The organism is Acinetobacter sp. V116_7 (assembly GCF_056735735.1).
The window spans coordinates 80303-100709 of record NZ_JBWZIF010000014.1; the positions used below are offsets into that span (position 1 = coordinate 80303).

At 38.3% G+C, this 20407-nt stretch carries 18 protein-coding genes; 11 read left to right on the forward strand and 7 right to left on the reverse strand.

Going from position 1 to position 20407, the window contains the following annotated elements:
- Positions 1-21 precede the first annotated feature (21 nt).
- The 5 genes from AC1PJP_RS04985 (at position 22) to AC1PJP_RS05005 (ending at position 4886) form a co-directional block, all read left to right on the forward strand.
- Complete coding sequence (locus AC1PJP_RS04985) at positions 22-672, forward strand: hypothetical protein (protein ID WP_419297057.1); 651 nt, start codon at positions 22-24, stop codon at positions 670-672.
- A gap of 127 nt (positions 673-799) precedes the next feature.
- Positions 800-1942 carry a rod shape-determining protein RodA gene (rodA, locus tag AC1PJP_RS04990; protein WP_005307110.1) on the forward strand — a complete coding sequence of 381 codons (1143 nt, stop codon included), beginning with the start codon at positions 800-802 and terminating at the stop codon, positions 1940-1942.
- Positions 1943-1961: 19 nt separating this feature from the next.
- Entirely contained in the window at positions 1962-2963 is a 1002-nt protein-coding gene (gene mltB / locus AC1PJP_RS04995) for a lytic murein transglycosylase B (protein WP_004791015.1), read from the forward strand.
- A 289-nt stretch (positions 2964-3252) separates the two neighbouring features.
- Positions 3253-3864, forward strand: a complete 612-nt coding sequence (locus AC1PJP_RS05000) for a septal ring lytic transglycosylase RlpA family protein (RefSeq protein ID WP_004791014.1) — start codon at positions 3253-3255, stop codon at positions 3862-3864.
- A 572-nt stretch (positions 3865-4436) separates the two neighbouring features.
- A complete protein-coding gene (locus tag AC1PJP_RS05005) occupies positions 4437-4886 on the forward strand; it encodes an Mpo1 family 2-hydroxy fatty acid dioxygenase (RefSeq protein WP_199986718.1) in 450 nt (149 codons plus the stop codon).
- Between the two features lie 43 nt (positions 4887-4929).
- On the opposite strand, the gene AC1PJP_RS05010 is transcribed toward AC1PJP_RS05005, so the two are convergent.
- From AC1PJP_RS05010 to rpsB, 6 genes are all read right to left on the reverse strand, one after another.
- Entirely contained in the window at positions 4930-5247 is a 318-nt protein-coding gene (locus tag AC1PJP_RS05010; RefSeq protein WP_005307117.1) for an AzlD domain-containing protein, read from the reverse strand.
- Between the two features lie 4 nt (positions 5248-5251).
- Positions 5252-5965: an AzlC family ABC transporter permease gene (locus tag AC1PJP_RS05015; RefSeq protein ID WP_479766604.1), complete on the reverse strand. Its 714-nt coding sequence runs from the start codon at positions 5963-5965 to the stop codon at positions 5252-5254.
- A 94-nt stretch (positions 5966-6059) separates the two neighbouring features.
- Entirely contained in the window at positions 6060-6884 is an 825-nt protein-coding gene (locus AC1PJP_RS05020; protein WP_049837122.1) for an AraC family transcriptional regulator, read from the reverse strand.
- 104 nt (positions 6885-6988) lie between these two features.
- Positions 6989-7474 carry a DUF3465 domain-containing protein gene (locus AC1PJP_RS05025; protein WP_416716012.1) on the reverse strand — a complete coding sequence of 162 codons (486 nt, stop codon included), beginning with the start codon at positions 7472-7474 and terminating at the stop codon, positions 6989-6991.
- Between the two features lie 65 nt (positions 7475-7539).
- Positions 7540-8415: a translation elongation factor Ts gene (tsf, locus tag AC1PJP_RS05030; protein ID WP_004791001.1), complete on the reverse strand. Its 876-nt coding sequence runs from the start codon at positions 8413-8415 to the stop codon at positions 7540-7542.
- A gap of 137 nt (positions 8416-8552) precedes the next feature.
- Positions 8553-9305 carry a 30S ribosomal protein S2 gene (gene rpsB / locus AC1PJP_RS05035; protein WP_002118204.1) on the reverse strand — a complete coding sequence of 251 codons (753 nt, stop codon included), beginning with the start codon at positions 9303-9305 and terminating at the stop codon, positions 8553-8555.
- A 210-nt stretch (positions 9306-9515) separates the two neighbouring features.
- Between rpsB and map the strand changes: the two genes are divergently transcribed.
- The 4 genes from map to AC1PJP_RS05055 all read left to right on the forward strand — a co-directional run bounded on the left by map (position 9516) and on the right by AC1PJP_RS05055 (position 14763).
- Positions 9516-10340: a type I methionyl aminopeptidase gene (map, locus tag AC1PJP_RS05040; RefSeq protein WP_004790999.1), complete on the forward strand. Its 825-nt coding sequence runs from the start codon at positions 9516-9518 to the stop codon at positions 10338-10340.
- Positions 10341-10547: 207 nt separating this feature from the next.
- Positions 10548-11618 (forward strand): OmpW/AlkL family protein, encoded by a 1071-nt coding sequence (locus AC1PJP_RS05045; RefSeq protein WP_144731841.1) that lies wholly within the window; start codon positions 10548-10550, stop codon positions 11616-11618.
- 411 nt (positions 11619-12029) lie between these two features.
- On the forward strand, positions 12030-13376 hold the full coding sequence (locus AC1PJP_RS05050) for an MFS transporter (protein WP_479766605.1): 1347 nt from the start codon (positions 12030-12032) through the stop codon (positions 13374-13376).
- 172 nt (positions 13377-13548) lie between these two features.
- Positions 13549-14763: an MFS transporter gene (locus tag AC1PJP_RS05055; RefSeq protein WP_479766606.1), complete on the forward strand. Its 1215-nt coding sequence runs from the start codon at positions 13549-13551 to the stop codon at positions 14761-14763.
- Positions 14764-15006: 243 nt separating this feature from the next.
- Here the strand turns inward: AC1PJP_RS05055 and sthA are convergent, their stop codons facing one another.
- Entirely contained in the window at positions 15007-16419 is a 1413-nt protein-coding gene (sthA, locus tag AC1PJP_RS05060) for a Si-specific NAD(P)(+) transhydrogenase (RefSeq protein WP_004790990.1), read from the reverse strand.
- Between the two features lie 196 nt (positions 16420-16615).
- Between sthA and lipA the strand changes: the two genes are divergently transcribed.
- Together lipA and AC1PJP_RS05070 are read left to right on the forward strand one after the other, a co-directional pair.
- A complete protein-coding gene (gene lipA / locus AC1PJP_RS05065) occupies positions 16616-17629 on the forward strand; it encodes a lipoyl synthase (RefSeq protein WP_005307143.1) in 1014 nt (337 codons plus the stop codon).
- A 280-nt stretch (positions 17630-17909) separates the two neighbouring features.
- A complete protein-coding gene (locus AC1PJP_RS05070) occupies positions 17910-20372 on the forward strand; it encodes an acyl-CoA dehydrogenase (RefSeq protein ID WP_479766607.1) in 2463 nt (820 codons plus the stop codon).
- The last annotated feature ends 35 nt before the right edge of the window (positions 20373-20407 follow it).

The following is a 20407-nucleotide window of genomic DNA, read 5'->3' on the forward strand; positions in this document are numbered from 1 at the left end:
CGAATAATTTGAGGATACACCATGCCGTTTTTTGGTTTTACCCCTTCTGAAGGCTTATTGAACGATATGCAGGCTGGAATTGCGAATAAAAATTCTAGTGAACCTTTATATCCACTTCGCGATAAGATTGCTTTACAACTTAATGAAGAAATTATTGATAATGTCTTGATTCAGTTAGTTCAGCATTTTCCTGCAAGTGAAAAGCGCGATACTGCCGAAAAACTAGCAGGTTATGTCAAATCAACCGTTGCTGTTCTTTTAAAGCAACTGTTAAGCAAAGCACCTAACGATGTAGTTAAACAGTCAGTTGAGTTCTCTGAAAAAAGCTTATTTAAAGACCCACAAGGTCAATACAAAGTAGGCGTAAATTTAGATGCAGGTTTAGTAACTAACCTTAAGCATAACTTTACTGAGCTTGAAGCAGGAAATGACATTAATAAAGCTGCTTTAGCTGAATTATATAAACAATTCGGCGATGCAATGATCAAACACTTCATGTCTGATTTTAATAAAACATTAGACCTTGGCATGATTAAGCGTAAAGCAGCAGATATTGGTGCAGCAGCTGTAACAAAAGCAGTCCACATTGCAATCGACAAACTGATTCCAAGCTTAAATCGTACTGAACTTAAAGCGATGGCTGAATACCATGATGGTTTATTCTTTAACTAATAAAAAATAGACTATCGGAAACCTAGCGTGAGCTAGGTTTTTTTATTGCAAAATATTGATATACATTGCCATTAACCAAGTTTATGTTAGCATGCGCCAAGCACTGATTGACCTTAGTTAACGCCGCATGTCTCCTAGTCCGCAATATAAATTTTTACGCCAAGCTCCTCGAGATGGTCTTAGCACTGCTATGCAACCTTCAAAGTGGCAACAACTCCATGTTGACCCTTGGCTATGCCTATTTCTGCTCTTAAATGCGCTATTAGGTTTAACCGTACTATATAGTGCTTCTGCACAAGATGTGGGGTTAGTGAGTAAACAAGCCATGAGTTTTGGTATTGGCTTTTTAGTGATGTTTGGTCTAGCCCAAATTCCGCCAAAGGTCTATCAAGCTTTTTCACCCTATTTTTATTTATTTGGCTTATTTTCACTTTTGGCAGTCATGATATTTGGTGAAGTCCGAATGGGTGCTCAGCGCTGGATTGATATTCCCGGTTTCGGAAGTGTCCAACCCAGTGAATTCATGAAAATCGGCATGCCCATGATGATTGCCTGGTTTTTAGCACGTAAACCACTTCCCCCTAGTTTTTCACAAGTTGTTTTATCATTAATGTTAATTGGTATTCCTTTTTTACTGATTGCAGAACAACCTGACTTAGGGACATCACTTTTAGTATTAGCAAGCGGTATATTTGTTTTATTTTTAAGTGGACTATCGTGGCGTATGATCGGTGCTGCAGGAGCCTGTGCTGCGGTGGTCATTCCGATTGCTTGGGAATTTCTTTTACACGACTATCAACGTCAAAGGGTTTTAACTTTACTTGATCCAGAGGCAGATGCGCTCGGTACAGGTTGGAATATTATTCAATCTAAAACTGCAATTGGTTCTGGTGGTTTTTCAGGTAAAGGATTTCTTGAAGGTACCCAATCACATTTGCACTTTTTACCTGAAGGTCATACCGACTTTATTATTGCTGCGTACTCCGAAGAGTTTGGGCTCATCGGTGTACTTATTTTAGTGATTCTTTATTTTGCTATTATTTTTAGAACATTCCAAATCGGTTTACAAAGCTTCCATAACTATGGACGTTTAGTTGCTGGCGCCTTTGGTTTGTCTTTTTTTGTTTATGTATTTGTAAATGCGGGAATGGTCAGTGGTATTTTACCTGTAGTAGGTGTTCCTTTACCTTTTATGAGTTATGGCGGAACAGCTATTATTACTTTAATGGCCACCTTTGGTTTAGTCATGTCCATTCATACACATCGATAATCTGGAATTTTAAAACGATATGTTGTCTCAACACTTAAATAAAACTTTAAAAATGCTTGCTTTATGTACTGGTTTAATCAGTACAAGTCACTTCGCTCAGGCCAACGATTTTGCAACACATCCTGATTATGTAAATTTTAAACAAAAAACGATGAGCGCTTATGGGTTAAGTGGCGATCAAGTTGATGCAGCTATGAATGGTGCAAAAAATTTACCAAACATTCTAAATATTATGACTCGTCCAGGTGAAAGCAAACCTTGGTATGACTATCGCTCTATGTTTTTGGTTGAAGGGACAATTCAACGTGGTGTCCGTTTTAAAAACCAATATGCAGATGCTTTAAACCGTGCTGAACAACAATATGGTGTATCTCAAGCTGTTATTTTAGGTATCTTGGGTGTTGAGACAGGTTATGGCGCAAATAAAGGTTCATTTATTACACGTGATGCATTAGCCACACTTGCTTTTGGCTACCCTCGCCGTGCTGAATATTTTGGTGATGAACTTGCTGCTCTTATTGCATGGACTTATAAAGAAGGTTACCCAACAAGTAGTATTGTAGGTTCCTATGCAGGTGCAATTGGCTATCCACAATTTATGCCGAGTAATATTAGTAAATATGGGGTCGATTATGATGGTAATGGACACATCGATTTAAGAAATTCTGCAGAAGATGCAATCGGTTCAATCGCAAACTACTTAGCAAAACAAGGATGGCAACGCGATCAACCTATCGGGTTTATGGCACGTTACACAGGGTCAAATCCAGACAGTGTTATTGCTAAAGATTTAACTCAACCTTTTCCATATGGTGCATTAAAGACACTCGGGGTTTCACCTTTAAATCCTTTAGTTAAAATTGATGATCTGGATATGGTGAATGTTATTCAATTACAAGACTATAATGGTCCAATTTACTATTTGACTTACCCGAATTTTCAAGTGATTACGACCTATAATAAGAGCCGTATGTATGCTACTGCTGTATGGTTATTAGGCACTGAAGTGGCTAGCCGATAGGCTAGCTTTTTTATAAGTTATGTAAAAGTCAATAAATATTTTTGTTAAATAGATCACAATACGCACAAATTTAATATTTTGTTACACTTTTGATCATTTTTCAACCTAGAACTGTAAGTTTTTGCCCTTTTTGTAACTATTTCTCGTTAAAGACTAGACACTCTCCGTAAGCGATGAATATTATCCACCCCAATGTAGCAATTGCAAAAGTGAATAATAAGACATGTTCACTTTAAATTTCAGTCAATCGCTGAAAGAAAAAAGTACATGTTCTCAGGAGTTTATACAAATGCAGTTATCGCTGAAATACGTTCTTGCACTGACGGCTAGTTTAAGCATAGCCCCATTGCACGCTGAAATGGTGCAATCTTCATCATTAAATAGTGATGTAGATGGTTCTAATTTAGCAGCTCGTGTATTGAGTAAAGATACTCAAAATTTTAATTCTCGTTTTTCTAACATTAACAGTCTTTCAATCACTGAACGTTCTGGCGATCAAATCCGTCGTCAAGCTATCGCAGCAAAAATTGAAATCCCTGAAGATGAGCCTTCAGTGATTGAAAAACTTAACACAGTAGCTTCAAACACTGTTCGTAAGTTTAGCCAAACTGGCATGGCTTCATGGTATGGTCGTCAATTCCATGGACGCAAAACAGCAAGTGGTGACACATTCGATATGAATGCTCTTACTGCTGCTCACCGTAGCCTACCGTTGAACTGTTACATCCGAGTAACGAATAAAGACAATGGTAAAAGTGTGGTTGTAAAAGTAAACGACCGTGGTCCTTTCCATGGCAATCGTGTACTTGACCTATCTTATGGTGCAGCTAAACGTCTTGGTATTACCAATGCTGGAACTGCAAAAGTAAATATTGAGCGCGTTGATGGTCCAACTTCATAAGTTATAGACTCTAGAGCTCATGTAAAAAGCCGCAATTTTTTCTGCGGCTTTTTTATGTTTTAAACTATGAAAATAATTTCTAGCTTAGGGTAAAAAAATTATCTTTTTTAACCCTTCTCCAACCCCAGTTTTGATTATTTTTCGAACAAAAAAATGCATTTATTTTATCAAAGTCTATTTCGCCTCTAAATTGCGCTTAGAGCGACTTTAATAAATTTGCGCTACCCTAGTACCATTTTTATAAAATAAGGGCTATTTATGGCGTTTTTAGAGTAGATGAGTAGAGCTTTTTCACACAATTTTCCCACCCATCTCAAAATTACACTTTTTTTGATGTTTTCATCATTGAGCAACACAGAAAAAATATTATGAAATATTGCACCCTTTTTTGAGTTCAAATGGACTATTTTTTCAATCAGCGCCATATTATTTTTTTCATCTACCCCCTCCTCAGTTTTTACTGCCAAATCGCCATAGTTGAATAGTGTTGGTTTCTTGTCGAATTCCTCCAGAACAGGCTAAAATATATCCAGAAAAAATAAATCAAAGTTAAGACAAGGAGTGTGCCATTAATGAAATCCGTTACAGAATGGTTTGACGAATATAGCGAAAGCCATCAAAACCCAACCAATAAACAAATTCACTGGCTCTGCGTTCCTGCCATTTTATTTTCTATTATTGGAATCATTGCCCATTTCAGCACCTTGCTCACTGCTCTACTACTTGTACTCACTTTAGTATTTTATGCTCGTTTAGATCTTATACTTGCTGTTGCAATGGCAGCTTTACTTGTTGTTATGGCATGGCTCATTTACACCCTACCTGTAGGAGTAGGATTTTATATTGCTATTTTTGTGATTGCTTGGATCGGACAGTTCTATGGTCATAAAATTGAGGGCAAAAAGCCATCGTTCTTTAAAGATTTACAATTTTTACTCATTGGCCCCGTCTGGTGCATGGATGCCTATCTAGGAAAAATCTTACCCAAATGGAAAAGTAGACAAAAACACGCTATATCCTAATTGTTCAATTAAAGCTGGATCATCTCGATTCAGCTTTTACATTTTAGTAATTTATTAGAAAATTTATAAAATAGAAAAAAACCAAACTAGCGATAACACTTAAAAGCACTTTCTTCAGATAAAAGGCAATCACAATACAAAAGATTGCTGCATAAATATAGGGATTATCAATAATTCCTTTTAAATTATCGCCATCAAAAAAAACAACTGGAATACAAATTGCTGTTAATAAACAAGGTGCAGAATAATTAAGCATCTTATTCATAATAAGCGGCAATTTAATTTTAACAGTGGGTTCCAAAAAATAATAACGATTAAAAAAGACGATTGCTGCCAAACCTAAAATCATAAACCAAGACATATTATTACTCCTTACCTATTTTTTCAGTTAACACTGCAACCAACATACCGATTAATCCTGAAAGTAAAATCGCTCCTTCAACTTGATATAATTTAAAGAAAAATCCGCTTAAACAAGTCATTAGCACACCAGCAATTACAGGCATTCCCTTACATAGCGGCACTATCATGGCAATAAAAATAGCCACAATTGAAAAATCTAAATGATAATTTAGTAGATCTGGAATCACTGTTGCCAAAAGTATTCCAACCAAGCTAAAAACCACCCAGAATAAATAAAAAGACAGACCTGCACCTAACAGATATTCTGGCTGTCTTTTTTCACCGGATGCACACACCGCAAATAATTCATCCGTTAATAAAAAACCTAAACTTATCCGTTTCGAAAGAGACAAAGCAGAAATGTCATTTCTTAAAGTTAATGCATAAATAAAATGCTGAGCCGTTAAAAAGAAAATCGTCACATAAATTGTAAAAATAGATGCCCCTTCCATTACCATGCTTAAACTAACTAATTGAGCTGCTCCAGCAAAAACAATTCCCGACATCACAAGGGCTTTATAAAAAGATAAACCTGCATGAATTGCCATAGAGCCTGCCAAAATTGCCCACGGAATAACGGAAATTGACAAGGGCAAAATATCCATTGCACCACGTAAAAAAAGATAGGATGCCTTATTTTTTGGAAACCTCACCAACTGATGAAGCTGAATATTCATATATAAAAATCCAAGATAAAAGATCTCTCTATAAAATGCGTAATGAGAGTTGATTTATATTGAATAAAATTGCTGTAAATAAACTGTTAATAATCTAGTTATTTAGGCTAGCTACATATTGAGTAGGCGTCACTCCCATTGCTTTTTTAAAGTGACGATTAAAATGGCTTTGATCAGAAAAACCACATTGCTGTGCCACCATCGCAATTTGGTCACCCTGTTTTAATAATTGTCTTGCTTTTTGTAAGCGTGCTTGAACAAGCCAAGCATGAGGTGGCAAGCCCACATATTTTTTAAATTGTCTTAAGAAATGCCATGCACTTAGACCCACCATGTCAGCCAGATCTTGCAAAGAAAAATTTGTTTCGGGCATTTCTACCAGTAATTCTTTAACTCTTAATATTTTTGAATATGCCTCTGGTAACTCACAAAAAGTATGATTTGATTTACCATGTCGCTTCATTAGACAGGCTAAAGTCGATAAATACATCGTTTCTTTGAGTAAAAAATTATCTTTTTGTTCTAATAAATCAAAGAGTAAACAAAGTTGCTGAGCCAAACCTAAGTCACGAATGACAGCTTGAGGAAACCATGGCGCCCCACGTGAATTTTCAAAAAAATCTTGGCTGACTTCTGCCAACATTTCAGGTGTAGGATAAATTGCCCGATATCGCCAGCCTGACTCTACCGCAGATGAACCCGTATGAATTTCGTCAGCGTTTACTAAAATAATGTCGCCTTTAGGAGCTACATGCAGCTGGCCTGTCCTAAAAAAAGACTGTGCTCCCTCTTCAATCACACCAATACAGTATCCTTCATGAGTATGCTTCGAAAATTGTGTTTGGTGATAATGTGCTTTTAGTAACTCTAAACCGCCCAGCTCTCGCACATGCAGATAATCGGCTTGCTCCCGCTGCATAAATACGTCTCATCTATTCAATAAAAAAACCATAGCATGTTTTAAGAAACTGAATAGAATAAAATTGCTCTATAAAAACAATCTCTTTATTTGTTTATTCGGCTTTATTGGTAGATTTGCCCATCATGTTTGAGCCAACCGCTTTCATGACGATTTTGTGGATCACGATGAGTCCAGTGCAATACACCGCCTTTTGGGTTATATTCATATTCACCGTAAAACTCTACTGCATCACCTTTTTTCAAATTAGGAATTTTAGGTGCTAAATCAATATTATGTGCGACTAAAATTGAAAGGCCATTTTTTAGTACAAGAATAAATTTCTGGTGTCTCGACCCATCATTATCATCTCTTAAAATTGCTTTTACTCGGCCACTTCCCTGCACTTGAACATTACTTTGTCTCTGCTGATAAGCAGCTTTTATTGTATCAACCCCATTATTTGAAAGTGTAGTTTCAGTATGCTGAGCTTCGGGCATGACTGATGATGGCGATTGATTTTGCTTATGCCCAGATAAATCCAGACCAAAATATGCAGCAATCAATAAAATTATGACACCACCAATACTGAGATTTTTTTTATTTGTCATTGTCTACCCTTAATTTAACTGAGATAAAAAAAGCCCCAATGGGGCTTTTTTTATTGTGATACGAATTACTTCGCAGCAGCTTGAGCAGCAGCAACTTCTTCAGCGAAGCTCATTTCTGCTTTTTTCTCAATACCTTCACCAACTTCGAAACGTACGAAGTTAGCAACAGTAGTACCAGTTGCTTTTAATACATCAGCAACTTTTTTGTCGTTGTCGATTACGTACATTTGACGATCAAGAGCAACTTCGTTCAAGTATTTATCAACTGAACCAGTTACCATTTTCTCAACGATGTTAGCTGGCTTACCAGATTCTAACGCTTTCGCTTCAGCAATTTCTTTTTCTTTAGCGATAAGGTCAGCAGGAACAGCTTCAGCATTTACAGCTACTGGGTTGAATGCAGCAACGTGCATTGCAATACCTTTACCAGTGTCAGCATCACCAGTATAAGAAACTACAACACCGATTTTTAAACCGTGTTTGTAGATAGCCAAGTTTTCGCCTTCAACGATTTTCGCACGACGAACTTGGATGTTTTCACCGATTTTTTGAACAAGCGCAATACGAGCTTCTTCAACTGTTTGACCGTCTGCTAATTTTAATTCAGCGATTTTAGCAGCATCAGTTTCACCAGCAGCTAAAGCAGCAGTAGCAACAGCTTTAGAGAAGTTAGAGAAGTTTTCGTCTTTAGCAACGAAGTCAGTTTGACAGTTAACTTCAACTAGAATTGCTTTGTTGCCTTCTTGAACGATTGTGATTGCACCGTCAGCAGCAATGTTACCAGCTTTTTTAGCAGCTTTAGCTTGACCAGATTTACGAAGGTTATCAATAGCAAGCTCGATGTCACCGTTCGCTTCTGTTAATGCTTTTTTGCATTCCATCATTGCAAGACCAGTACGGTCACGTAATTCTTTTACCATGCTTGCAGTAATTGCAGTCATGTTGATCTCCTAAAATCGGTAGAAAATAAATCTTTTCAACAAAAACGGCCCAAAGAAACTCTGGGCCGTTTGCACTCTCGACGCTTAATTTGCCACCATTACATGTCGCAAAAATGACAAGCCTGCGTCAAAACGCATTAAGCCTCAGAAGCGTCTTTCGCAGCGTCATCGCCTTTTGCTTGAGCGTTCGCTTGAGATTGAGCGTATTCTTTACCAGCAAGAATTGCGTCAGCCATAGCTGAAGCATATAGAGTTACTGCACGGATCGCATCGTCGTTACCCGGAATAACGTAATCAACGTTGTCTGGGTTAGAGTTTGTATCAACGATACCGATAACAGGAATACCTAAGTTCTTCGCTTCTTTGATTGCAATCGCTTCGTGATCAACGTCGATTACAAATAATGCGTCAGGTAAACCACCCATGTTTTTAACGCCGCCTAAAGAACGCTCAAGTTTTTCCATCTCACGAGCACGTTCTAAAGCTTCACGTTTAGTAAGCTTAGCGAAAGTACCGTCTTGAGATTGAGTTTGAAGATCTTTTAAACGGTTGATAGATTGGCGAAGTGTTTTCCAGTTCGTCAACATACCACCTAACCAACGGTGATCTACATATGGTTGACCAGCGCGTTGAGCTTGTTCACGGATGATGTTAGAAGCAGCACGTTTTGTACCAACGAACAAAACTTTGTTCTTTTTGCTTGCTAATTGGTTAGCGAAGTTCAAAGCATCATTTAACGCAGGAACAGTGTGCTCAAGGTTGATGATGTGAATTTTGTTACGCGCGCCAAAAATGTATTGACGCATTTTTGGGTTCCAGAAACGAGTTTGGTGACCAAAGTGCGCGCCTGCTTGAAGAAGGTCACGCATGCTTACGTTGTAATCTGCCATTTTCTTTACCTTAAAAGTTGGGTTAGGCCTCCATATATCCGCATTCTCCACCCTTTTACAGGCACCCAGAGTAATGTGACGATATATGTGCGGATTTTTTACTCCACCTATCAAATTTGTTCGTAAAAGATATTCACGAAAAGCATTTGATAAAATGGGCGGCTATTTATACCATAGACACTTGTAAATTACCAAAAGTTTTTAGAGATCATGAACAGTACTTATACAGCTCCACGTCGATTAATCAAAACTCCAGATGAAATTGAAAAAATGCGCATTGCAGGACGACTGGCGGCTGAAGTTCTAGAGATGATCAAGCCGTATATCAAGGCGGGTGTAAGTACACTTGAACTTGATACCATTTGCCGTAATCACATTGAAAATGTACAACATGCTATTCCTGCCTGTGTCGGCTATGGTGGCGCTCCTGGACGCCCTGCTTTTCAGCATTCTATTTGTACTTCGGTTAACCATGTTGTCTGCCATGGCATTCCTTCTGAAAATAAAACGTTAAAAAACGGCGATATTTTAAATATTGATGTGACTGTGATTAAAGATGGTTATCACGGCGATACAAACATGATGTATATCGTCGGTGGTGAGACGTCTATTTTAGCCAACCGTCTATGTAAAGTTGCCCAAGAAGCGATGTATCGTGGAATGGCAACTGTTAAAGATGGTTCATATTTAGGTGATATTGGCCATGCAATCCAGAAATATGTCGAATCAGAGCGTTTTAGTGTAGTACGTGAATATTGTGGCCACGGTATTGGTACCGTTTTCCATGATGAACCTCAAGTATTACATTATGGTCAAGCTGGAACAGGTATGCGTCTGGAAGCTGGTATGACTTTTACTATTGAACCTATGGTAAATGCTGGCGTATGGCAAACTAAACTATTAGGCGATAAATGGACTGTTGTAACTAAAGACCATAAACTTTCAGCTCAATATGAACATACTATTTTAGTGACTCAAACGGGCATTGAAGTTTTAACTGCACGCCCTGAAGAGGACTTATCTCGCTTCAACTAATAGTTTAACAAACTTAAATAAAAGGCTACTTTATGTAGCCTTTTATTATTTATTATGTATTTTTTATTAATAAATATTTCCAAATATAAACAAATATTTCAAAAAAATTACAATTATTAATTTTTAATAAACAATCATTTTAATAAAACGCGGTATGGTTGGCTCAATAAAAATCAGTAAACAAATGTTCGGACATGGAGTCCTTTTATGATGAAAAAGTCATTATTTTGTATGACAGCTGCCTTTTTTGCCCTGCCAACAATCACTAACGCCGCTTCACCATATTTTAGTTTAAAGGATGGTGATGGTTTCAAACGTTTTTCAGTCTCTGCTGGTCCTTTATATGTTAAACCGACTGGTAATGCTCAGCCTTTTAGAATTAATACTTCTGTTAAAGAAAATGAGCAATCTAAAGTCGGAGATATTAAAGTTAAAACGATTCAAGACAACATTTCAGACAGTAATAGTAATGTCGTTCTTGAACAGCTCATTGATGTTATTGGTTTAGGTACAGATACGATTCCTTCTTGGCTAAGCGGAACAGCTGAGGTGCGCGGTCTAAGTCAATGGGATGCTGACAAAACAGGTTTAGAAGCCGATGATGTCACCACCTTAGGATTGATGAGTAATTACTTTTTTACAGATAATTTTTCATTAGAGTTAAAAGCTGGGATTCCACCTAAAGTTGACTTACAAGGAAAAGGGAAAATTTATGCGCCTTTTTCAGCCACAGCAAAACCCGCTGGTGGGATTCTTGGATCTATGGAACTTGAAAATAATCTTTTCATTACAGATCTTGAAGGACATGGGAGTGCCGCTTCAGCACGTGCTTGGACGCCAGCATTTGAATTTCAATATCACTTCGGCAAAACTGGTGTAAATAAATTTAGACCCTATGTTGGACTAGGGGTCATGTACGCTTATTTCAGTGAATTAGAAATGAATCCAGAAATTGAGAAAGATTTAGTCAATGCTGGTCATATGATTGTGAATATTAAAGATGGTAAAGCAGGTGCTGCTTTAGAAAGAAAAACTAGCTCAGGAGATCCTAAAGTAGAACTTGAAGCTTCAGATGCTATTGCTCCTGTAGCGACTTTAGGTTTCACCTACGACTTTAATGATAAATGGTATGCCGTTGGCTCTGTTTCCTATGCTCACTTAAAAACAGATACGACGATTACAGTAAATGATGCTAAGTATGGTGAATTAATCAATGCAAAAGCAGATATCGAAATTAACCCAATTTTAGGTTACGCCGGTGTCGGTTACCGCTTCTAACTTCTGCATCATGAAAAGCTATAAAGACTTGTATAAGTTTCTATAGCTTTCTTTCACTCTATTTCACCTAAAAATTGCTTCTTTTTAAATCAAAATGCTAAAAAAATGAGCATTTTTTATAAAAAATACAGCTGTAGAAACCTTCTCAAACTTTTATTACTACCCTCTTATTTTTCCATTTTTTTTATTATTTTTCTATTCACAAACTAATTCAATAAAATTAGAAAGTAATTTTTCCCTTTTAGTAAAATTCATTTTTTGGCACAAGCTTTGCTTTATTCAGAGCATGATGAATCAATGATGATTCAATGAATAAACAAAGACGGCCAACGATGTCCGCTCTGATCGGTCTGCAGATAGGCAATAAATTGCCATGCAAATTAAATTTCGTTCAGTTCAGAGGGACGGCGTATGTCTTCAAATATCCAATTAGATGCAAAAAAAGCAACTGAAATTAAATTATTCAGTTTTTCAACTCCAGCAATGCGTGCCTTCCACATGACATGGCTCGCTTTCTTTGTATGTTTCTTTGCATGGTTTGCGTGTGCACCATTAATGCCCGTGATTAAAGGTGAATTTGGCCTAACAAAAGATCAAATTGCTAATATTAATATTGCTGCTGTTGCTATTACTATTTTAGTTCGGCTTATTGTTGGACCACTCTGCGACAAATATGGCCCCCGTATTACGTACACCACTCTCCTACTAGTTGGCAGCATTCCAGTATTTGGTGTAGCTGCTGCCAATAGTTATGAATCTTTTCTATTCTTTCGCTTACTTATTGGTGCGATTGGGGCAAGCTTCGTCATTACTCAATACCATACAAGTGTCATGTTTGCACCTAACGTTGTAGGAACAGCAAATGCGGCAACGGCTGGCTGGGGAAATGCTGGTGGTGGAGCAACACAAGCTTTAATGCCTTTATTGCTCGGTGCCATTGTGATGTTTGGTGTTGAACAAACCATGGGATGGCGCGTGGCATTAATCGTACCTGGCGTAATGATGGTTATTGTTGGCATTCTTTATTGGAAATTAACTCAAGATTGCCCTCAAGGAAACTTTAAAGAAATTCGCGCGCAAGGTATTGAGGTCGGAAGTGGTAAAAAAGGTGGTACTGCCATTTTAATGCAAGCCGCTCGCAACTATCGTGTCTGGATTTTATTTTTGGCATATGGTGCAAGTTTTGGTATTGAGATTTTTATCCATAACGTTGCAGCAATGTATTATGTCGATCAATTTAAAATGGATTTAAAAACGGCTGGACTAACTGCCGGAATCTTTGGTCTTTTAGCATTATTCGCTCGAGCGCTAGGCGGTATCATTTCCGATAAAGTTGCACTCAAAAAAGGTTTAGATGGCCGCACGAAAGTACTTGTGCTCATGATTTTAGGTGAAGGTTTATTCTTAATCCTCTTCTCGCAAATGAATGCTGTTGCGCTCGCTATTATTTCCATGACTATTTTTGCATTGTTTACGCATATGGCATGTGGAGCAACTTACGCTCTCGTACCATTTATCGATCGCACTGCATTAGGTGGAGTTGCAGGAATTATTGGCGCGGGTGGTAATGTTGGTGCTGTGGCAGCAGGTTTCCTACTCAAAGGTTTACTTGATGTCCAAACTTGCCTGTTTATTTTAGGCGGTCTGGTTATGGTCGCAGGCTGTAGCGTAATTTTGATTCGCTTCACAACTGAACATAAAGAAAAAGAACAAGTTCTTTTTGAGCAAGCATTACTTGAGCGTAATTCAACAGCTTAATTTTTATAAGAAGCAGAGATCAAAATGGTGTCTGCTTCTTCAAATTTCTTATCATGAAATATTTACCCCACTCACTTTTTAATTCTTCTTAAATATTCTTGCCATCTATATCGATATTTTTCGATATATCTTCTACAATAAATGACCACATTATTATAATTTTCCATTAACGATGACTAAAACTACTCAAAACTTTTCCCAGCCGCTTATCTATATGCTGATTGGTAGTGCCCTTATTTTGGCTCTTTCTTTAGGTGTTAGGCATGGTTTTGGACTTTATTTGGTCCCAATGAGCCATGAGTTTGGCTGGGGTCAACATGTTTTTAGTCTTGCAATCGCCATGCAGAACCTGATCTGGGGTGCAGTTCAACCTTTTACTGGCGCAATCGCAGATAAATATGGCAGTAAAATTGTGGTTGCTGTTGGCGGATTACTTTACGCCCTCGGCTTACTATTAATGGCTTTTAGTTCAAGTGTACTCATTTTGAATTTAAGCCTAGGTCTTATTATTGGTTTAGCTTTATCAGCAACTTCCTTTACGGTTTTACTTAGTGCAGTAGGCCGAGCTGCCCCTCCAGAAAAAAGAAGTATGGCAATGGGGATTGCAAGTGCAGCAGGTTCTTTCGGTCAGTTTATTATGTTGCCATCTACCCTTCTTTTACTTAAAAATGTTGGATGGTCGTCAGCCCTAATGGTCAGTGCGCTGTTAATTGCTCTTATTATTCCCCTTGCATGGATGTTAAAAGGGCCAAGCAATCAAACACCAAAAGCAATTGCACAACCTCAGCTTACATTTAAACAAGTACTGAATATAGCCAGAAAACATAAACCCTTTTGGTGGTTAGCTTTAGGTTTCTTAGTATGTGGATTCCAAGTTGTTTTCTTAGGTGTACATTTACCCGGCTATTTAATCGACCACGGCTTTGATGCAGCTACAGGAACTGTGTTTCTGGCACTAGTTGGACTATTTAATATTGTGGGGACTTATGGTGCTGGCTGGTTAGGAGACCGCTTCTCAAAACCTAAATTATTAATGGCGCTTTACGGCAGCCGTGGCATCGCGATCATTGCCTTCTTGTTATTACCTTTAAGCATTTATACGGTATATGCTTTTGGAGTCATTATGGGCCTTCTATGGCTCTCCACTGTTCCGCTCACAAACGGTATTGTGGCAAATATGTTTGGTGTTAAATATCTTTCAATGCTGAGCGGTATTGTATTTTTCACTCATCAAGTCGGCTCTTTCTTTGGCGGTTGGCTTGGCGGTGTCAACCATGACTTAACAGGTAATTACAATGCAATTTGGCTATGTTCTATAGCATTAAGTATAGTAGGTGTGATCGTACACTTCTTTGTGAATGAGGAGGCTGTTATTCATGACGCATAATACCTTACTTTTGAAAACAATTATGACTTTGCTAGTGATTACTCTGCTGGCCTGTTCAATCATTTTATGGAAACAAACACCGGATTTATTTGAATATTTTAACCAAGCATTTTGTCCACACTAGTATGATGAAAAGCTGAAATCATATTTTGGATTGTCATAAAAATATAAAAAACCTGTGGTGTAATGAAAATAAAAAAGCCCGCAAATTTGCAGGCTTTTTTATTGAAAACTTATTTAAAATCAAAACAAGCGATTCATACCGTTAAGTGCAGCTACACGATATGCTTCAGCCATTGTTGGATAGTTAAATGTCGTTTCAACGAAATATTTCAAGGTATTATTTGGGCTGTGCATAACTGCTTGCCCAATGTGGATAATTTCGGCAGCGTTATTACCAAAACAGTGAATACCTAAAATTTCCATAGTGTCACGGTGGAAAAGAATTTTTAACTCACCCACTGTATCACCAGTAATTTGTGCACGAGCTAAATGACGGAAAGAAGCTTGACCCACTTCATACGGAATTTTTTCTTCCGTTAATTCCTGTTCATTTTTACCAATTGATGAGATTTCAGGAATGGTATAGATACCAGTTGGAATGTCACGTACTGGCTTCGCATCTTCACCACTCATGTTTGCGCCAGCACAGCGCCCTTGGTCATAAGCAGCAGAAGCAAGTGATGGCCAGCCAATTACATCACCAGCAGCATAGATGTTTTCAACTTCAGTTTGATATTGATCATTTACTGAAAGCTGGCCGCGGTTGTTTGGAACTAATCCAACGTTCTCAAGACCTAAGCCCTCTGTGTTACCTGAACGGCCGTTACACCAAAGAATGGCATCGGCTTTAATCTTTTTACCACTTTGTAAGTGTAAAACAACATGGTCATCAAACGTTTCAAGATGATCCATTTGTTCGTTGTGACGAATTAACACACCTTGTTCACGTAAGTGATATGACAAAGCATCAGCAATTTCATCATCTAGATAACTTAATAGTTTTTGCTGAGTATTGATCAAGTCAACTTTATGATCTAGACCAATAAAGATTGAGGCATATTCACAGCCAATAACGCCCGCGCCGTAAATAATGATTTTTTGAATTGAATAATCAAGATCAAGAATTTTGTCCGAATCAAACACGCGAGGATGATCAAAGTCGAGACCTTGCGGATGATAAGGACGACTACCTGTCGCAATCACGATTTGCTTACAGATAATTGTCTCTTTAATGCCCTCATGGCTAAAAACTAAGACTGTATTTTTATCTTGAATATATGCACGACCATGGAAGACACCAATCTTGTTACGGTCATAAAAACGTGTATGTGTATCAACCTGTTGTTGAATCACTTTGTGTGCATTACGCAGAACCTGTTTCATGGTGAACTGTTTCCATTCACCTACTTTTTGAAACATTGGATCACGCTGATAGCGAATAATACTAGAAACTGTTTGACGTAATGCTTTACTTGGAATCGTTCCTACGTGTGCACAGTTACCACCAAGCTGATCACGCACATCTACAATTGCAACACGCTTACCAGCTTTTGAAAGCTTCATTGCCGCGCCTTCACCCGCAGGTCCAGAACCGAGAACTACCGCATCGTATTTAACGAAATTCCCACTAACGACCTCTTTTTTACGTGGCATTGAAAGCTCCTTCCTCTCTTGAATGACCATATTTTATAATAGATTATGACTAATATGCGGTGAATTTATGTATTTCTCAACCCTATATTTCTGAATAGCCACATTTATTATATGAATAGTTATTTTCCGCTATTAACTGAAGAACTTCGCTATAATACAATGTCAATGTCTCTATAAACGAGTGGAAAAGTTAGATATGTCAGAACACCGTAAACCTGAACAGGGTGTAAAACTTCGTGGCGCAGAAAAAGTCGCAAGAATTCCTGTAAAAGTTGTACCTACGGTTGAAGTGCCGCGTAAACCTGACTGGATTCGTGTCAAGATGACGGCACCAGAAGAAGTTCAGCGTATTAAAACGACTTTACGTGCTCAAAAACTCCATACCGTTTGTGAAGAAGCTGCTTGTCCTAACCTGCCAGAATGTTTTGGTGGCGGTACGGCAACATTCATGATTATGGGCGATATTTGTACACGCCGTTGTCCTTTCTGTGATGTAGCACATGGTCGTCCAAATGCACTCGATGCTGACGAACCTCGTCACATGGCAGAGACAATTGCTAATCTTAAGCTCAAATATGCGGTAATTACTTCGGTTGACCGTGATGACTTACTTGACGGCGGTGCACAACACTTTGTGGACTGTATCAAAGAAGCTCGCGCGCTTAGCCCGACGACATTGCTTGAGATTTTAGTACCGGATTTCCGTGGACGTATGGATATTGCTTTACGCATTATGACTGAATGTCCGCCAGACGTATTTAACCACAACATTGAGACTGTGCCTCGCTTATATAAAGCAATGCGTCCAGGTTCAGACTATCAGCATTCTTTAACCTTATTAAAAATGTTTAAAGAATACTGCCCAGATATTCCAACAAAATGTGGTTTGATGGTCGGTATTGGTGAAACTGAAGAAGAAGTTATCGCATTGCTTGATGACTTACGTGCTCACGATGTTGACTATGTGACGATTGGTCAATATTTACAGCCATCTAAACAACACGCGCCAATTGACCGCTTTGTAACGCCAGAAGAGTTTGAACGTTATGCAGAGCATGGCCGCAAACTTGGCTTTAGAAATATTTGGTCTGCACCAATGGTTCGTTCAAGTTACTTTGCTGATCGTCAATACCATGGTGAACCAGTACCAGAAGTTCGCCGTAAAGTAGATCCAGCTAAGAAAATCGCTGTTCAAGTTGTCGAAGCTTAATAAATTAAATTTCTATAAAAGCCCTCTAACACAGAGGGCTTTTTATTTGTATAAGAAAATCAATAACATTTCTTGACAAATCGATAAAACAAGCCATTACACTTTCACAGAAAAATATCTTATACCTAAAAGTACGATATATCCCTGCTCTAGCATATACATCAATTGCGATATAAAAAATTAAATTTAAACAGCATTAAAATTAGCTAGTTAAGCCTTAAATCTCTCCTCGCTTTTTTCGTAACTTCTAACTTGAGGGCTTATCTAGCAAGGAGCAAGTATGATTTTCCTACTCTTTGTTTTAAGCATCGTCATTCAGCTTTTTGCAATATGGGCAATTTTCTTTTTTAACCTGAACCGAATCATTGGCAGTGTAATTACGATTGCGGTAGCTATATTTACTGCACTCATATTAACGCCATGGGCTCTCATTTTAGGTATTCCCCTCATTGCCCTTAGTATCATTATTTTATTTGCACCATTACGCTTTAACCTGATTACTAAACCTGCATATAAAACATTAGCAAACTCAATGCCGAGTATCAGTACAACTGAACAAGAGGCCTTAGAGGCAGGTACCAGTTGGTGGGAAAAAGAATTGTTTATGGGAGCACCTGATTGGTCCCAATTTGAAAAGTATCCCTACCCAACGTTGTCAGAAGAAGAACAAAGTTTTATCGATAATGAAGTTGAGCTCCTTTGTAGCATGCTCAATGAATGGGAAATTCATCATCACTTAAAAGATCTTCCACCAGAGGTTTGGCAATTTATTAAAGACAAAGGTTTCTTAGGTCTTATTATTCCAAAGTCATTTGGTGGTAAAGAATTTAGCTCATTTGCTCAAAGCCGTATTATGAGCAAAATTGCTTCACGCTCACTCACCACTGCAGTGAGTTGTATGGTTCCAAACTCGTTGGGACCGGGTGAGCTACTCATGCACTACGGCACTGATGCTCAAAAGCAACAATATTTACCGGGCCTTGCTAAAGGTGAAGAAATTCCATGTTTTGGTTTAACCAGTCCAGAAGCGGGTTCCGATGCTGGTGCGATTCCAGATTCGGGCGTTGTTTGCTATGGCGAACATGAAGGTGCTCAAGTTCTTGGGCTACGTATGAATTTCTCTAAACGCTGGATTACCCTTGCGCCAATTGCCACAGTCGTAGGTCTTGCATTTAAACTATATGATCCTGAAGGGTTACTCGGCGATAAAAACAAAACAGAATACGGTATTACCTGTGCCCTCATTCCTGCCAGTCATGCAGGCGTGAAAATAGGAGCGCGTCATTTTCCAGGCTCTCCATTTATGAACGGAACCGTAGAAGGAGAAGATGTTTTTATTCCTATTGACTGGATTATTGGTGGGCAAGAAAATGCCGGTAAAGGCTGGCGAATGCTAATGGAGTGCTTAGGTGTTGGTCGTGGTATTTCCCTTCCAGCTTTAGCAACAGCAGCAGGTGAAATGAGCTATTTAACCGTTGGTGCTTTTGCGAAAATTCGTCAACAATTTAATATTTCTGTCGGTAAATTTGAAGGCGTACAAGAAGCGACCAGTGAAATTGCCAGCGATGCCTACATGCTCGAAGCATTCCGTTATTTAGTGACATGTGGCCTAAACCAAGGTGGAACACCTGCGGTAATGACTGCCATGGCAAAATATTATGCAACTGAAACGATGCGTAAAGTCGTTAATCACGGAATGGATATTGCTGGAGGACGTGCAATTCAACTTGGACCACGTAACTTCCTTGCCCTTACCTATCAAGCGATTCCAATTGCAATTACGGTAGAAGGCGCAAATATTTTGACTCGTTCATTGATGATTTTTGGTCAAGGTTCAATGCGTTGTCACCCTTATCTTTTTGAAGAATTGCAACTTCTTCAATCTGAAGATAAAGCTAATGCGGTTCAAAAATTCGATGATTTATTATTTAAACATTTAGCCTATACCTTTAACCGTGGGGCAAAATCATTTGCTTATGGTTGGACTGGTGGCTCAAACGATTCCCCTCAATCAGTAGATCAATTTACTGCCAGTTACTATAAGACGATTAACCGTTTTAGTGCTAACTTCGCGCTTGTTTCGGATATGTCACTTGGTTTACTTGCAGGCGACTTAAAACGCAAAGAAATGTTATCAGGACGCTTAGCAGATATTCACGCGCACCTCTTTATTTCTACTGCGATTTTAAAATTTTATGAAGCTGGCCAAAAAACTGAAGCTGAACAACTTCACGCTAAATTAGCTCTACAAAAAGCGTTCTTGAATATTCAGGAAGCATTTTGGGGATTATTTGAAAACTTCCCAGCTAAACTTCCAGCGGCATTTGTAAAATGGATCTGTTTCCCTCTTGGTCGTGTCATTTCAAAACCTGACGATGAGTTAAAACAGCAAGTCGCTGAACTTATGATGCAAGAGCATCCTTTTAGAGAGCAGCTTAAGCATCACGTATTTTATTCAACCAAAGCCGATGATGTGACTGGACGTTTAGAGCATACTTTTCAAATTCTACGAACCCTTGAACCACTTTGGGATAAGTTCAAAAAAGCTGAATCTAAAGGTAAATTTACAGGATTGACTTTCGAAGAGAATATTGCACAAGCAATAAAAGAAGATTTTATTACTGAAAGCGAAGCTCAACAATTATTGCAATACAATGCAATTCGATTTGACAGCATGCTTACAGATGTATTTGATAAAGATTTAAATAAAGACCTGCCTTTATCGAACCCTCATCAAATTTAGTGACTGATGCCTCCACTAATTCACTATTGCAATCA

Excerpts from the sequence above, each read along its gene's own strand:
- AC1PJP_RS04985 (WP_419297057.1), top strand. The coding sequence starts at position 22 with ATGCCGTTTTTTGGTTTTACCCCTTCTGAAGGCTTATTGAACGATATG.
- rodA (WP_005307110.1), top strand. The coding sequence starts at position 800 with ATGTCTCCTAGTCCGCAATATAAATTTTTACGCCAAGCTCCTCGAGAT.
- mltB (WP_004791015.1), top strand. The coding sequence starts at position 1,962 with ATGTTGTCTCAACACTTAAATAAAACTTTAAAAATGCTTGCTTTATGT.
- AC1PJP_RS05000 (WP_004791014.1), top strand. The coding sequence starts at position 3,253 with ATGCAGTTATCGCTGAAATACGTTCTTGCACTGACGGCTAGTTTAAGC.
- AC1PJP_RS05005 (WP_199986718.1), top strand. The coding sequence starts at position 4,437 with ATGAAATCCGTTACAGAATGGTTTGACGAATATAGCGAAAGCCATCAA.
- AC1PJP_RS05010 (WP_005307117.1), bottom strand. The coding sequence starts at position 5,247 with ATGTCTTGGTTTATGATTTTAGGTTTGGCAGCAATCGTCTTTTTTAAT.
- AC1PJP_RS05015 (WP_479766604.1), bottom strand. The coding sequence starts at position 5,965 with ATGAATATTCAGCTTCATCAGTTGGTGAGGTTTCCAAAAAATAAGGCA.
- AC1PJP_RS05020 (WP_049837122.1), bottom strand. The coding sequence starts at position 6,884 with ATGCAGCGGGAGCAAGCCGATTATCTGCATGTGCGAGAGCTGGGCGGT.
- AC1PJP_RS05025 (WP_416716012.1), bottom strand. The coding sequence starts at position 7,474 with ATGACAAATAAAAAAAATCTCAGTATTGGTGGTGTCATAATTTTATTG.
- tsf (WP_004791001.1), bottom strand. The coding sequence starts at position 8,415 with ATGACTGCAATTACTGCAAGCATGGTAAAAGAATTACGTGACCGTACT.
- rpsB (WP_002118204.1), bottom strand. The coding sequence starts at position 9,305 with ATGGCAGATTACAACGTAAGCATGCGTGACCTTCTTCAAGCAGGCGCG.
- map (WP_004790999.1), top strand. The coding sequence starts at position 9,516 with ATGAACAGTACTTATACAGCTCCACGTCGATTAATCAAAACTCCAGAT.
- AC1PJP_RS05045 (WP_144731841.1), top strand. The coding sequence starts at position 10,548 with ATGATGAAAAAGTCATTATTTTGTATGACAGCTGCCTTTTTTGCCCTG.
- AC1PJP_RS05050 (WP_479766605.1), top strand. The coding sequence starts at position 12,030 with ATGTCTTCAAATATCCAATTAGATGCAAAAAAAGCAACTGAAATTAAA.
- AC1PJP_RS05055 (WP_479766606.1), top strand. The coding sequence starts at position 13,549 with ATGACTAAAACTACTCAAAACTTTTCCCAGCCGCTTATCTATATGCTG.
- sthA (WP_004790990.1), bottom strand. The coding sequence starts at position 16,419 with ATGCCACGTAAAAAAGAGGTCGTTAGTGGGAATTTCGTTAAATACGAT.
- lipA (WP_005307143.1), top strand. The coding sequence starts at position 16,616 with ATGTCAGAACACCGTAAACCTGAACAGGGTGTAAAACTTCGTGGCGCA.
- AC1PJP_RS05070 (WP_479766607.1), top strand. The coding sequence starts at position 17,910 with ATGATTTTCCTACTCTTTGTTTTAAGCATCGTCATTCAGCTTTTTGCA.